Below are 14352 nucleotides of genomic sequence, written 5' to 3' on the forward strand. Positions count from 1 at the left end.
GCACGGCTTACTGCGCTGTACCGCTAAGCGATGACTGAGCACGTGGCACCGCGCTGATGGGACGCGCCACGCGTCAAGCCAATGCGCTTACTGCTTGATGTCGATCTCGTCGAAGCTGAACGAGCCGTCCGGCGTCACGTAGGCGCCCGTCAGGCGCTTGCTGCGCGCATACAGCACCTTTTCAGTCACCAGGAACGCCCAGGGCGCATCCTTCCAGATGTGTTCCTGCGCATCCTTGTACAGACGGGCCTTCTCGCCACGGTCGGTGGTACGCAGGGCGCCGGCGATGTCGGCGTCGACCTGGTCGTTCTTGTAGTACGCGGTGTTCAGCAGCTTGGGCGGCATCGATTCCGAGGCCAGCAGCGGACGCAGCGCCCAGTCGGACTCGCCGGTCGATGACGACCAGCCTACGTAGTACATGCGCACGCCGGCATCTTCCGGCTTCTGCACGCTCTCCACCTTCTCGACGCGCTGGCCGGCCTCAAGCGCTTGCACGGTCGCCTTGATGCCGACTTGCTGCAGTTGCTGCTGCACGAACTGGATCACCTTCTGCGCGGTGGTGTGGTTGTACGCGGACCACAGCGTGGTCTCGAAGCCGTTCGGGTAGCCGGCTTCCTTGAGCAGCGCGCGTGCCTTGGCCGGGTCATACGGCCACGGGCCCAGCTTCTCGGCGTAGTCCACGCCCGCGGGCACCACGCCGTCCATCGGCGTGGCGTAACCGGCGAAGGCTACCTTGGCCAGCGCGTCCTTGTTGATGGCGTAGTTGATGGCCTGGCGCACCTTGGGGTCGTTGAACGGCTTGACCATGGTGTTCATGCTCAGGTAGCGCTGGATGATCGAGGACGAGGCGATCAGGTCCACCTTGGCACTGCCCTTGAGCACGGCCGCCTGTTCGAACGGAATGCTGAAGGCAAAGTCCGCTTCGCCGGTCTGCATGATGGCGGCACGCGTGTTGTTGTCCACCACCGGCTTCCAGGTGATGGAATCGATCTTGGGATAGCCGGTCTTCCAGAAACCGGCGAATTTCTTGCCCTTCAGGTGATCGGGCTGCTTCCACTCGACGAACTCGAACGGGCCGGTGCCGACCGGATGGAAGGCGATGTCCTTGCCGTACTTCTGCAGCGCTGCGGGCGAGATCATCACGGCGGACGGGTGGGCCAGCACATTGATGAACGGCGAGAACGGCTCCTTCAGCGTGACCTTGACGGTGTTGGCGTCGACCACTTCCGTCTTGGCCACGCGGTTGAACAGCGTGTAGCGCTTGAGCTTGTTGGCCGGGTTGGTGACACGGTCGAAGTTGGCCTTGACGGCGGCGGCATCGAAGGCTGTGCCGTCGTGGAACTTCACGTTCTTCTTCAGCTTGATGGTGTACGTCAGGCCGTCCTTGCTGGCTTCATAGCTCTCGGCCAGCACGTTGATCAGCTTCATGTCCTTGTCAAAGCCGAACAGGCCTTGGTAGAAGGACTTGGCGGCGGCTTGCGACAGCGTGTCGTTGGCGTCGTACGGATCGAGCGTGGTGAAGGTGGAGTACACCGCCATCACGGCATCCTTGGCGGCAAAGGCGGGACCTGCGCCGAACGCGGCCAGGGCCAGGCCACCGGCGATCAACTTGGAAGGGGCCAAACGGGTCATCATCGATTCTCCTTGGTTTCGTCAGTTCAGTAGGCGCCGCCGATGGCGTGCCGGGCTACAAAATGATGGGATGCGGCGTTGCCGCCAACTGCTACGAGCGGTTGCACCACCGGCTCGTCGCCAAGCGCGCGGATCGGGCTGGGCATTTCGTCCGAGAGCGGCTCGCGCTTGAGGTGACGGCGCGCCGGATCGGCGATCGGCACCGCCGACATCAGCTTCCTGGTGTACGGGTGCTGCGGGTTTTCAAAAATGGCGCGGCGCGGGCCGATCTCGACGATCTGGCCCAGGTACATCACCGCCACGCGGTGGCTCACGCGCTCCACCACGGCCATGTCATGCGAAATGAAGAGGAACGCAATGCCCATCTCGCGCTGCAGGTCCAGCATCAGGTTGACGATCTGCGCCTGGATGGAAACGTCGAGCGCAGAGACCGATTCGTCGGCGACCACCACCTTCGGGTTCAAGGCGAGCGCGCGCGCAATGCAGATGCGCTGGCGCTGGCCGCCCGAGAACTCGTGCGGGTAGCGCGAGGCGTGCGCGGCCGACAGGCCCACCTTTTCCAGCAGCCAGGCCACGCGCTGCTCGGCCTCCTTGCCGCTGGCCACCTTGTGCACCAGCAGCGGCTCCATGATGGAGTAGCCCACCGGCACGCGCGGGTCGAGCGAGGCGAACGGGTCCTGGAAGATGAACTGGATATTGCGGCGCAGGGTCTGCAGGGCGCCGCCGCGCATCTGGCTGATGTCCTGCCCGTTGAACTCGATGGTGCCACTCTGGCTGTCGACCAGGCGCAGCAGCGAGCGGCCGGTGGTGGACTTGCCACAGCCGGACTCGCCCACCAGCGCCAGGGTCTCGCCGGGGTAGAGGTCAAAGCTCACGCGCTCCACCGCGTGCACGCGGCGCGCCACGCGGCCCAGCAGGCCACCCGGCACGTCGAAGCGGGTCACCAGGTCGCGCACGCGCAGGATCGGCGAGGCGTCCACCGCCACCGTATCCTGCGGCACCGGCGCCACCGGCTCGCCCTGGTCCAGCTGCACCAGCGGGAACTTGGCCGGCCAGTCGGTGCCGCGCATGGCGCCCAGCTTGGGCACCGCGGACAGCAGCGCACGGGTGTAGGGATGCGCGGGCTTGCCGAAGACTTGCTCGGAGGTGCCCTCCTCCACCTTCTCGCCGCGGTACATCACCAGCACGCGGTCGGCCACCTCGGCCACCACGCCCATGTCGTGGGTGATGAAGACCACGGCCATGTCCATCTCGGACTGCAGGTTGCGGATCAGTTGCAGGATCTCGGCCTGGATGGTGACGTCGAGCGCCGTGGTGGGCTCGTCGGCGATCAGCAGCGCCGGCTTGCACGACAGCGCCATGGCGATCATCACGCGCTGGCGCATGCCGCCGGAGAGCTGGTGCGGGAAGCGGTCCAGCACGCGGCGCGCCTCGGGAATGCGCACGATCTCCAGCATGCGCAGGGCTTCGGCGCGCGCCTCGGCGCGGCTCTTGCCCTGGTGCAGGCGGATCGATTCGGCAATCTGCTCGCCCACCGGAAATACCGGGTTGAGCGAGGTCATCGGCTCCTGGAAAATCATCGCCACGTCGCTGCCACGCACGCGGCGCATGGCAGCGCCATCGGCGGTGGCGAGATCGAGCACCTGGCCATTGCGCCGTCGCAGCGCCATGCTGCCGGTGGCGATCTTGCCGCCGCCGTGTTCCACCAGGCGCATCAGCGCGAGCGAGGTCACCGACTTGCCCGAGCCCGACTCGCCCACCACGGCCAGCGTCTCGCCACGATCGACGTGGAAAGACAGGTTGCGCACGGCTTGCACCGTGCGCTCCGAGGTGGAGAAACGCACGGTGAGATCGTTGACGGCTACCACGCGTTGCGCTGGCAGGACGATGGTCGACTGGGAAGAGGATGCAGCCACTGGGCCCCCTTTAGTGCCTAGGTTGATGCTTTGTTGGTGCTTTGCTTGGTGCGTTGCTTGCCATGCGGGTGCCGCTGCCGTACTCGCGCACGCTCAGCCGTAGATCCACACATTGACCGGCTCGCCAACCCGGGCGAAGCCGCGGTACATGCCTTCGGTATTGAACGGCAGCGTGACGTTGCCGTCACGGTCCACGGCGATGAGGCCGCCGCGCCCTTCGATGGCAGGCAGCTTTTCCATCACCACGCGGCGTGCGGCTTCTTCCAGCGGCACGCCCGCGTAGCGCATCTGCGCCGCCACGTCGTACGCGGCCACGGTGCGGATGAACATTTCACCGGTGCCGGTGGCGGACACCGCCGCCACATCGTCGGCAAAGCAGCCGGCGCCGACGATGGGCGTATCGCCCACCCGGCCTACCTGCTTGTTGGTCACGCCGCCGGTGGAAGTCGCTGCGGCCAGGCGCCCCTGCGCATCGAACGCCACCGCGCCGACCGTGCCGAACTTGGTGTCCGGGTCAATGGGTTCCGCAGCCAGCGTGGCGGCGTCGTGGTCCAGCAGGGTCGTGCCACTGGCGGCGCGGGCGCGCGCCCACTGATCGGTGCGCGCCTGCGTGAAGTAATAGTCCGGTGTCACCAGTTCCAGGCCCTGCGCTTGCGCGAAGGCCTCGGCGCCCTCGCCGGCGAACAGCACGTGCTGGCTCTTCTCCATCACAGCGCGCGCGGCCAGCACCGGGTTGCGCAGGTGCTTGACGCAGGCCACCGCGCCGGCGCCCAGCGTGGCGCCGTCCATGATCGCGGCGTCCAGCTCATAGGTGCCGGCGTGGGTCAGCACCGAGCCGCGCCCGGCATTGAACAACGGGCAATCTTCCAGCAGGCGCACGGCCTCGGTGACAGCGTCGAGCGCGCTACCGCCATCGGCCAGCACGCGCTGGCCGGCCTCAAGCACAGCGCTCAGCGCGGCGGTGTATTCGGCTTCCTTGGCGGGGCTCATGGCGGCACGGGTGATGGTGCCGGCGCCGCCGTGGATAGCAATGACTGGGGTGTTCATGAGGTTCACGATGCGTTCGGGGAAGTCTTTTTGCGGCGTGCCGTGGCCGCCTTGGCGCGGCCTTCGGCCGCTTCGTCGTGGCGTTGTTCGCGTTGGTCACGCGGCTCGCGCCCATCCCGCCCTTGCCCGGGGGGCGCGCCGTGCAGCCACGGCAGCAGGAAGTCGGTCATCTCGGCGGCGGCCTTGACGGCATGCGCGGCGCGATACGCCACCGCGCCGCACAGCGCCTCGATAAAGGCCAGCACAGCCGCATCCGAATTGGCGGAAAGCTGGCGCCCGGTCTGGGCGTACAGCGCGATGTCGGCCAGCGGCGCCAGCGGCGAAGTGGGCCCGTCGGTCAGCGCCAGGATATGGGCGCCATGCGAGCGTGCACGCTTGGCGATGGCCACGGTGTCATACACATAGCGCGGGAAGCCGATCACGATCAGCAGGTCGCGCGGCTGCAACTTGAACAACTGGCGCGCCGCGGTGGACGCGCCGCCCGCGCCCGAGACCGAGATCACGGTGCGGCAGGACATATCCAGCCCATGCTGCAACAGCCCTGCCAGGAAGCCGCTGGCGCCGAAGCCCACCACGAAGATGCGCTCCGCCGCCAGGATGGCCGCCACCGCGCGCTCGCAGGTCTCGGCATCGAGCGCGCGCCGCGAGGCTTCGAGGTTGCGCACATCCTCCTCCAGCGACGCGGCAAACACTTCGGCCACCGTGGCGGGACGCGCCAGTTCGGTGCGCAATTTCTCAACTGGTGCAAGCGTTGCCTCGAAACCGCGCACCAGTTCGGCGCGGAACTGCGGGAAGCCTTCGAAGCCCAGCGCGTGCGCGAAGCGGTTCGCGGTGGCCACCGACACCGCCACGGCATCGGCAAATTCGTCGATGCGCATGGTGGCGGCGCGGAACGGGTTGCCCAGCACGTACTCCGCCATGCGCTGGTGCGCTGGCGTGAGCGTGGGCAAGGCGCGGGCGATGCGCTCCGCGATCGAAGCGCTGCCGTTACTGCCGTTACTGCCGTTTTTTCCGGCAGAGCCGTGGGTACCGTTACCGTTGGTCATGGCGCGTGCATTGGGTTGGTCGGAGATGCGCGCGGCGGGAAACAGCGTTTTCATCCAGCGCGGATCTATGTAAATAAATTTACACGCAAACCCCATGCCATGAAAATAGAGTTTTACCAGCCCAAGGGTTTTCACCTAGGAACATCGAAAACGAAGACGGCCATACGCCATGCGCCGAGCGTTGCGGGGGCGCCGCCATACGAAGCGGCTACAATGCCGGGTTGCCCCGTGCCATGCCGGGGCAGGTTAGATTTCGAGCTACAAGGGCAACCGCCCCAGACCCGCAGCCTTCTTCAGCCTTTCCCCTCCCGTGATCCGAATCGACCAGCTAGTCCTCCAGCGCGGCACCAAGGTGCTGTTCGACCACACCAGCGTGACGCTGAACCCCGGCGAGCGCGTCGGCCTTGTCGGTGCCAACGGCAGCGGCAAGTCGACCCTGTTCGCCATGCTGCGCGGCGAATTGCAGGCGGACGGCGGCGACGTGGCCATCCCGCCGCAGTGGCGTACTGCCCACGTTGCGCAGGAAACCCCCGCGGTCATGCGCAGTGCAGTGGATTACACGATCGACGGCGATACCCGGCTGCGCGACATCGAAGCGCGCATCGCCGCGGCCCAGGCCAGCGGCGATGGCAGCGCAGAGGGCGAAGCCCACGCCGCCTTTGCCGATGCCGACGGCTACACCGCGCCGGCACGTGCGGAGGCCCTGCTGCTGGGGCTGGGCTTTACGCTGGCGCAGGTGTCGCAACCGGTGGCCTCGTTCTCCGGCGGCTGGCGCATGCGGCTGAACCTGGCGCAGGCGCTGATGTGCCCGTCCGACCTGCTGCTGCTCGATGAGCCCACCAACCACCTGGACCTGGACGCCATCGTCTGGCTGGAAGACTGGCTGGCGCGCTATCCGGGCACGCTGGTGATGATTTCCCACGATCGCGAATTCCTCGATGCGATCTGCAATGTCACCGTGCACATCGAGAACCAGCAATTGCGCCGCTATGGCGGCAACTACAGCCAGTTCGAGACGCTGCGCCTGCAGCAGATGGCCTTGCAGCAATCCGCCTACTCGCGCCAGCAAAAGGAAATCGCCCACCTCGAATCCTTCATCACCCGCTTCAAGGCCAAGGCCAGCAAGGCACGCCAGGCGCAGAGCCGGGTCAAGGCACTGGAGAAGATGGAACGGCTGGCGCCGGTGCATATCGCTGCGGGCTTTGCGTTCGAGTTCCGCGAGCCGGATTCGGCGCCCAACCCGATGATGGTGCTCGAAGGCGTGGACTGCGGCTATCCCGCTCCCGCGCCGGACGCGCCGCCCGTGACCATCCTGCACAACCTCACGCTGTCGATCCAGACCGGCCAGCGCATCGGCCTGCTGGGCGCCAACGGCCAGGGCAAATCAACCCTTGTCAAGACGCTGGCCGCCTCGCAGGAAGCACTGGCCGGCACGCTGCGCCAGGGCAAGGGCCTGCAGATCGGCTACTTTGCCCAGCACCAGCTGGAAACGCTGCGCGATCACGAGTCGCCGCTGCAGCACTTGGCCCGGCTCGCGCCGGACACCCGCGAGCAGGAACTGCGCGACTTCCTCGGCAGCTTCAATTTCCGCGGCGAAATGGCCACCGCGTCGATCGAGCCGTTCTCCGGCGGCGAGAAGGCGCGCCTGGCGCTATCGCTGATCGTCTGGCAAAAGCCCAACCTGTTGCTGCTGGATGAGCCAACCAACCACCTGGACCTCGACACCCGCGAGGCCCTCACCATGGCGCTGGCGCAGTTCGAAGGCACGCTGATCGTGGTCTCCCACGACCGACACCTGCTGCGCGCCACCACCGACCAGTTTCTGCTGGTGGCCGACGGCACCATCCAGCCCTTCGATGGTGACCTGGACGATTACCGCGACTGGCTGCTCAAGCAAGCCGCGGCCAAGCGCAACGCGGCCACCGCCGCGCACGCGCAGGAAGACGGCGAAGCACCAGCGGCCTCCACCGCCAACCGCCGCGACCAGCGCCGCGCCGAGGCCGACGAGCGCCAGCGCCTGACGCAATTGCGCAAGCCGCTGGCCAAGGAGCTGGAAAAGGTGGAAAAGCGCATGGCCGTGCTGCAGCAGGCCAAGAGCGAGATCGACACCTTCATGGCCGACGAAGCCAGCTACGCGGAGGCCAACAAGGCAAAGCTGCTGGAAATGCTCAAGCGCCAGGGCGAGGTCGGCGGCGAGCTGGACACGCTGGAAGAGCGCTGGCTGGAGCTGCAGGAGCAGATCGAGCTGATCGTTTGATCGTTGGATCGTGCGAGGGGTGCCGGGGGCGGCAGCCCCCGGGATGCGCGCGCCGGCAGCCGCCGGTGCGCGCCAGGCAGATCAGCGGTAGTTCTTCTCGCGCCGGATCATGCCGACCGCCAGCGTGGCGGACAGGATGAACAGCCAGATCAGCGACCATGCCGGGATCGACAGGCCGAAGATCGGGGGCAGCGGCGTGGTGCACATGCCATCCGAGTAGAACACCTGCGGCAAGATCTTGGCCGTGGGCAACTGGTTGACCCAGTTCTCCAGCGGATCGATGCCGCAGCTGGCCTTGGGGTTGAGCAGCAGCGACACGTGATAGCCCGCCACCGCGATGCCGGCCACGCCGGACAACATGCCCAGGCCCTGCCACAGGCTGCGCGTGTTCTGCGCAATGGCGGCCAGCAGCGAGAACAGGCCGATGCCGACGAAGGCAAAACGCTGCATCACGCAAAGCGGGCAAGGCTGGTAGCCCTCCACATGCTGCAGGTAGAGGGCATAGCCGACCAGGCCGAACGAAATCGCGGCGATCAGCAAAAAGAAACTACGGGAATTGGCTTGCATGGCTCACTAGCAGAAAAGGGCCGGGCGACATGCGCCGGCGCGCAATACGAGGCACATTATTACCGATTTTGCGGACCGCGCCCGCCCAATCCGTTGCGATGGGCAAGGCGCTGCTTGCGGCGGATTGACGCATGCCAGCGCGCCAACGGCAAGCGGTAGAGCCAATGCTTGCGCAACGGGCTGTCCGGCGCGACCGCCGGGTGCTCGAAGGTGCCGTCCGCCACCATGCCCAGGCGCTCCATCACGGCCCGCGAACGGACGTTGGGCAGCGCGGTGAACGAGACGATTTCCGCCAGCGCCAGTTGCTCGAAGCCCAAGCGCAGCGCGGCCTGCGCCGCCTCAGAGGCATAGCCCTGCCCCCAGTACGCCTGCGCCAGGCGCCAGCCGATTTCCACACAGGGCGAAAACGGCAACGCAGCGGCAGGCTCGTGCAGGCCGACAAAGCCGATGAATGCGCCATCGGCCTTGCGCTCGACCGCCCAAAAGCCCCAGCCCCGCTGCGCGATCAGCGCCTGGCAGCGCAGCGCCATCGCGTCGCTGGCCGCGCGGTCTAGCGGCGCGGGGAAACACGCCATCACCACAGGATCGGCATTGAGCGCGGCAAAGGGTGCGAAATCCGCCTCACGCCACTGGCGCAGGCGCAGCCGCGCGGTTTCCAGCACGACCGGCTCATGGCCAGCCGTGCCTGGCGCCGAAGGGCATTGATCGGGCATGGTGGCAACTTCTCCTGGGCCAGTGTCAGCGCGCAGCGGCGCCCTGCTCCGCCCGGCTGCGCTCGTAGGCTTTGAGCGCCCGCGCATCCGCGTGGCTGACAAGCTCGCAGAGCAGCAACGTCTTGCCAGGCAGCGCGGCGCTTTCGCGCGCCACGATGGAAACGGTGCCGAGATCGGGCAGGGGCTGCTGAGCGGCCGGCAGAGCGCGGGCAAAGCCCTTGGTGGCGGTGCCGAGCAACGTCGAAGGCTCCTGCTTGAGCTTGTAGCGCGCGGCCAGCGCCTCAGCCTGCAGGCCTTGCACCAGCACACCCGCCGACGTACCGGCGAATACCACTTCATCACTTTGGAAACCGTCCTGCCCGATGGGCTGCGGCAGCTTGTAGATGGCCGCGCCCAGCCTGGACAGATCTGGCTTGGCGAGCTTCTCGGCGGCCTCATAAAGCGCGGTGGCGGATTTCGTCGTGTAGGGCGGCTTGCACAGCGCTGCGTCAAAGAACGCCTTGCTGGCATCGGCCGCGGCGGCGGCGCCGGACACCGAGAGCAGCGTGGCGCCGCAGCCGATCGCGGCTAGCAGGCCGGCGTGGCGTCGGACGTTGAAAGTGAGCATGGATGAACTCCGATTAAAAAGTGCTTCGGAATATACCCAAAGTTGCTGGAAAAAGGGCAGGAATGGGCCGAAAGCCTCACTCCATATGCCGAACCCGGTCGATCGCCTGCTCCAGCCGCTCCACCGCGATCACTTCCAGGCCCTCGATCTTCTGCTTGGGCGCGTTGGCCTTGGGGATCACCGCGATCGAGAAGCCCAGCTTGGCCGCCTCGCGCAAGCGGTCCTGCCCGCGCGGGCTGGGCCGGATCTCACCGGCCAGGCCGATTTCGCCAAACACCACCAGGCCGCGTGGCAGCGGCTTGTTGCGCATGGAGGAGTGAATGGCCAGCAGCACCGCCAGGTCGGCCGCCGGCTCGGTGATCTTGACCCCGCCCACGGCGTTGAGGAAGACGTCCTGGTCAAAGCAGGCAATGCCGGCATGGCGGTGCAGCACCGCCAGCAGCATGGCCAGCCGGTTCTGCTCCAGACCCACCGCCAGGCGCCGCGGGTTCGGCACGTTAGCCGTATCGACCAGCGCCTGCACCTCCACCAGCAGCGGGCGCGTGCCCTCCTGCGTCACCAGCACGCAGGAGCCGGGCACCACCTGCTCATGCTGCGACAGGAACAGTGCTGACGGGTTGCTGACCCCGCGCAGGCCGCGCTCGGTCATGGCGAACACGCCCAGCTCGTTGACCGCGCCAAAACGGTTCTTGAAGGCACGGATCAGGCGGTGCGAGGAATGCGTGTCGCCCTCGAAATACAGCACGGTATCGACGATGTGCTCCAGCACGCGCGGGCCGGCCAGGCTGCCGTCCTTGGTCACGTGGCCGACCAGGATGATGGTGGTGCCGGTGCTCTTGGCAATCCGGGTCAGCTGGGCCGCGCACTCGCGCACCTGGGCGACCGAGCCTGGGGCCGAGGTCAGCGCATCCGAGAACAAGGTCTGGATCGAATCGATCACCGCGACCTCGGGCTTTTCCACCTCCAGCGTGGCCTGGATCTTCTCGAGCTGGATCTCGGCCAGCAGCGCCAGGTGCGGGCTGTCCACGCCCAGGCGCTGCGCCCGCAGTGCGATCTGCGCGCCGGACTCCTCGCCGCTGACGTACAGCACGCGGCGCTGCGCGGACAGGTTGGCCAGGGCTTGCAGCAGCAAGGTGGACTTGCCGATGCCGGGATCGCCGCCGATCAGCACCACCCCACCCGACACCAGACCACCGCCGAGCACGCGGTCGAACTCCTCGATGCCGCTGGAAAAGCGCGGCACGTCGGCGGCGTCGATCTCCGACAGGCGCTGCACCATGGCCGAGGCCGCCAGCGGCTGGAAGCGCTTGGTCGAAGGGGTTTCCGCCACGCTCTCCACCAGCGTGTTCCATTGCTGGCACTGCGGGCACTGGCCTTGCCAGCGCGGCGAGGTGCCGCCGCACTCGGTGCAGGTATAGACGTTCTTGGGCTTGGCCAACTGAGGTCCTAGGGGATGCTGAAGGGGATGCTGAAAAGGATGCGCAAGGAAATGGCGGGGGCTCGGGATCGGTCGCCTGGGCCGGGACGAAAGCCCCGGCCCCTGCCCTGCATGGGCCGCTCAGGTCAGCGCAGGCTGCTCCGGCGCGGTCAGGGTCGCCACGGTGACGGGCACCCGGGGCGCCAGCGCGCACATCAGTTCGTAGCCCACGGTGCCGCTGGCCACGGCGACGTCGTCGATCGGCAAGCCCTGGCCCCACAGGGTCACGGCGCTGCCCACCTTGGCTTTCGGACAAGGCGTCAGGTCGACGCAGATCATGTCCATGGAGACCCGGCCCACCAGATGGGTGCGCACGCCGTCGACCAGCACCGGCGCCGGCTTGTCGCCCCAGCCTGCGGCGTGGCGCGGATAGCCGTCGGCATAGCCGCAGGCCACCACGCCGATGCGCATCGGCCGCTCGGCCGTGAACAGCGAGCCATAGCCTACGGTATCGCCCGGCTGCAGGTCCTGCACCGAAATCAGCTCGCTGTGCAGCGACATGGCCGGCTGCAGCCCAAAGCTGGCCACATCGGCCGCGACGCCCGAGGGCGAGGCACCGTACAGCACCACCCCGGGACGGACCCATGCGCGATGGGCCTGGGGATGCCACAGCGTGGCGGCCGAGTTGGACAAGCTGGCCTCGCCCGGCAGGTTGGCGGTGGTGGCGTCGAAGACTTCCAACTGGTGCGCGACGCCGCGCGCGCTGTCGGCGTCCGAGAAATGGGTCATGTGCACAATGCTGCCTACGCATGGCAGGGTTCGCGCACGCTCCCAGGCTGTGCGGTACTGCTCCGGGCGGAAGCCCAGCCGGTTCATGCCGGTGTTGAGCTTGAGCTGGATGCCCAGCGGCCCCTTGGGACGCGCCACTTCCAGCATGCGCAGTTGTTCCTCGCAATGCACCGCGGTGGTGAGACGGTACTGCTCCAGCAAGGGCACGTCCTGCGGCTGGAAGAAACCCTCTAGCAGCAGGATCGGGCCTTGCCAGCCCAGCTCGCGCAGCAGCACGGCTTCGTTCAGGTCAAGCAGGCCGAAGCCGTCGGCAGCGCGCAGGCCGGCGAATGCCCGGCGGATGCCGTGGCCATAGGCGTTGGCCTTGATCACAGCCCAGACGCGCGACTGGGGTGCGCAACGGCGCACTACGTCCAGGTTGTTGGCCAGGGCCGGTTGATGAATGACGGCGTGAATGGGTCTTGGCATGGGATCGCTTCTAGTGCTTTCTAGTGCTTTCTACTGCTTCTAGTGGCTTGCGGCGCGGCGGATCGGCGGGGATCCTGGCTGTCTGGCCGGATCACTTCCGCCGGGTGGATGCACCATATCCGGGAAGACCCGGTACGCGCAGCGCGTCGCACAGACGTTATTTGAACACATTAGGGCAAACATTTAGGGAATCGCCGCGCGCTTGCGCTGTCCAACCGGCGGCCCGTGGAAGCTCGGAATCGCCTTATTTTCGTGTTATAAAGCCGGACGTTCCGGCCATGTTTTAAAAGTGATGCAATATGTCGAACACGGTCAGGCAAACTGCGCAGCGATCCCACGGCTGGCCCGGGCATCACTTTGACAACGACGCGGGCCCAGGTTCCCTACAGGCAACAACAGCACCCAGCGGCGCGCTGCTGCCTGACATGTACGGTGATAGCGATGGAGATAGAGTCCAAAGTATGAAGAAGGGTTTTTATACCATCATGGCCGCGCAGTTCTTCTCCTCGCTGGCCGACAATGCGCTCCTCATCGCCGCTATCGCCCTTCTGACCGAGCTGCACTCCCCACAGTGGATGACGCCGCTGCTCAAATTGTTCTTCGTGCTGTCCTACGTCGTGCTGGCCGCCTTCGTGGGCGCCTTCGCCGACTCGATGCCCAAGGGCAAGGTGATGTTCATCACCAACACCATCAAGATAGCGGGGTGCGCCATCATGATGTTCGGGTTGCACCCGCTGCTGGCCTACGGCATCGTCGGGTTCGGCGCAGCGGCATACTCGCCCGCCAAGTACGGCATCCTCACCGAGTTGCTGCCGCCCGAGAAACTGGTCGCCGCCAACGGCTGGATTGAAGGCCTGACGGTGTGCTCGATCATCCTGGGCACGGTGGTGGGCGGGGCACTGATCTCGGTGCACATCTCGCATCTTCTGCTCGGCATCGACGTTCCCTACGTCAACACGGGCATCAACACCCCGGCCGAGGCAGCCATGGTGGTGATCATGCTGTTCTACGTGATCGCAGCCGTGTTCAACCTGTTCATCCCCGAGACGGGCGCCCGCTACCCGCAGCAGGAAAAGAACCCGATCAAGCTGATCGCCGAGTTCGCTGATTGCTTTACCGCCCTGTGGCGCGACAAGCTCGGCCAGATCTCGCTGGCCGTGACCACGCTGTTCTGGGGTGCCGGCGCCACCCTGCAATTCATCGTGCTGAAATGGGCGGAAAAATCGCTCGGCCTGAACCTGTCGCAAGGCGCCCTGCTGCAAGCGGTGGTGGCGGTGGGCGTGGCGGTAGGCGCGATCATGGCGGCCATGCGCATCCCCTTGCGCAAGTCGCTGTCGGTGCTGCCGTTTGGCGTGGCGATGGGCGTGGTGGTGATGCTGATGGCCTTCTACACCAAGAACAGCCTGCCCGAAATTTCGCTGGATGTGCTTGGCATGCACATGCCGCTGTACATGGCGATCGCCTACGTCTTCCTGATGCTGGTGGGAGGCATGTCCGGCTACTTCGTGGTGCCGATGAACGCGCTGCTGCAACACCGCGGGCACGTCCTGCTGTCGGCCGGCCATTCGATCGCCGTGCAGAACTTCAACGAGAACGTCTCGGTGCTGCTGATGCTGTGCCTGTACGCGCTGCTGATCAAGCTCAATGTGCCGATCGGCATTGTCATCGTGGCCTTCGGCATCTTCGTATGCGCCACCATGCTGCTGGTGATGCGCCAGCACCGCTACAACGTGCGCAACTTCAATTCACTCGCCATGATCGGCGAGGACAAGCACCACTAAGAGGCTGTTTCAAAATGAAGCGAAGCGGTTCTGGCTAGGCGCGCGGCCGCAGACAGTACAAGTGGATCGGCCAAGGCCGCGCAACGACGCCAGCATCTTTTTGAAACGGCCT

Annotated in this window: 11 protein-coding genes; 2 read left to right on the forward strand and 9 right to left on the reverse strand. The window is 66.3% G+C overall.

What is annotated here, in order from left to right; genetic code table 11:
- Positions 1-87: 87 nt before the first annotated feature.
- The 4 genes from gsiB to AC1RQC_RS01370 all read right to left on the reverse strand — a co-directional run bounded on the left by gsiB (position 88) and on the right by AC1RQC_RS01370 (position 5695).
- Positions 88-1635 (reverse strand): glutathione ABC transporter substrate-binding protein GsiB, encoded by a 1548-nt coding sequence (gsiB, locus tag AC1RQC_RS01355; protein WP_492808616.1) that lies wholly within the window; start codon positions 1633-1635, stop codon positions 88-90.
- Between the two features lie 23 nt (positions 1636-1658).
- The gene (locus AC1RQC_RS01360) at positions 1659-3548 is read right to left on the reverse strand and encodes a dipeptide ABC transporter ATP-binding protein (protein ID WP_253928213.1); all 1890 of its coding nucleotides are present in this window, start codon (positions 3546-3548) and stop codon (positions 1659-1661) included.
- A gap of 93 nt (positions 3549-3641) precedes the next feature.
- Complete coding sequence (locus tag AC1RQC_RS01365) at positions 3642-4595, reverse strand: isoaspartyl peptidase/L-asparaginase family protein (protein ID WP_492371683.1); 954 nt, start codon at positions 4593-4595, stop codon at positions 3642-3644.
- A gap of 5 nt (positions 4596-4600) precedes the next feature.
- Complete coding sequence (locus tag AC1RQC_RS01370) at positions 4601-5695, reverse strand: MurR/RpiR family transcriptional regulator (RefSeq protein WP_492371682.1); 1095 nt, start codon at positions 5693-5695, stop codon at positions 4601-4603.
- 256 nt (positions 5696-5951) lie between these two features.
- Here AC1RQC_RS01370 and AC1RQC_RS01375 point away from each other — a divergent pair, with 256 nt between their 5' ends.
- Positions 5952-7898, forward strand: coding sequence for an ATP-binding cassette domain-containing protein (locus tag AC1RQC_RS01375; RefSeq protein ID WP_492371681.1), 1947 nt, complete (start codon positions 5952-5954; stop codon positions 7896-7898).
- A gap of 81 nt (positions 7899-7979) precedes the next feature.
- On the opposite strand, the gene AC1RQC_RS01380 is transcribed toward AC1RQC_RS01375, so the two are convergent.
- The 5 genes from AC1RQC_RS01380 to alr all read right to left on the reverse strand — a co-directional run bounded on the left by AC1RQC_RS01380 (position 7980) and on the right by alr (position 12459).
- Positions 7980-8465, reverse strand: coding sequence for a disulfide bond formation protein B (locus AC1RQC_RS01380; protein WP_006161979.1), 486 nt, complete (start codon positions 8463-8465; stop codon positions 7980-7982).
- Positions 8466-8524: 59 nt separating this feature from the next.
- On the reverse strand, positions 8525-9178 hold the full coding sequence (locus AC1RQC_RS01385; RefSeq protein WP_492371680.1) for a GNAT family N-acetyltransferase: 654 nt from the start codon (positions 9176-9178) through the stop codon (positions 8525-8527).
- A gap of 25 nt (positions 9179-9203) precedes the next feature.
- Positions 9204-9785 carry a hypothetical protein gene (locus AC1RQC_RS01390; RefSeq protein WP_492371679.1) on the reverse strand — a complete coding sequence of 194 codons (582 nt, stop codon included), beginning with the start codon at positions 9783-9785 and terminating at the stop codon, positions 9204-9206.
- Between the two features lie 76 nt (positions 9786-9861).
- Positions 9862-11223 carry a DNA repair protein RadA gene (gene radA / locus AC1RQC_RS01395; protein WP_006161974.1) on the reverse strand — a complete coding sequence of 454 codons (1362 nt, stop codon included), beginning with the start codon at positions 11221-11223 and terminating at the stop codon, positions 9862-9864.
- A 120-nt stretch (positions 11224-11343) separates the two neighbouring features.
- Positions 11344-12459 (reverse strand): alanine racemase, encoded by a 1116-nt coding sequence (alr, locus tag AC1RQC_RS01400; RefSeq protein ID WP_492371678.1) that lies wholly within the window; start codon positions 12457-12459, stop codon positions 11344-11346.
- 461 nt (positions 12460-12920) lie between these two features.
- Between alr and lplT the strand changes: the two genes are divergently transcribed.
- A complete protein-coding gene (lplT, locus tag AC1RQC_RS01405; protein WP_492371677.1) occupies positions 12921-14240 on the forward strand; it encodes a lysophospholipid transporter LplT in 1320 nt (439 codons plus the stop codon).
- Positions 14241-14352 lie beyond the last annotated feature (112 nt).

Source organism: Cupriavidus sp. GW822-FHT03E04, assembly GCF_058801495.1.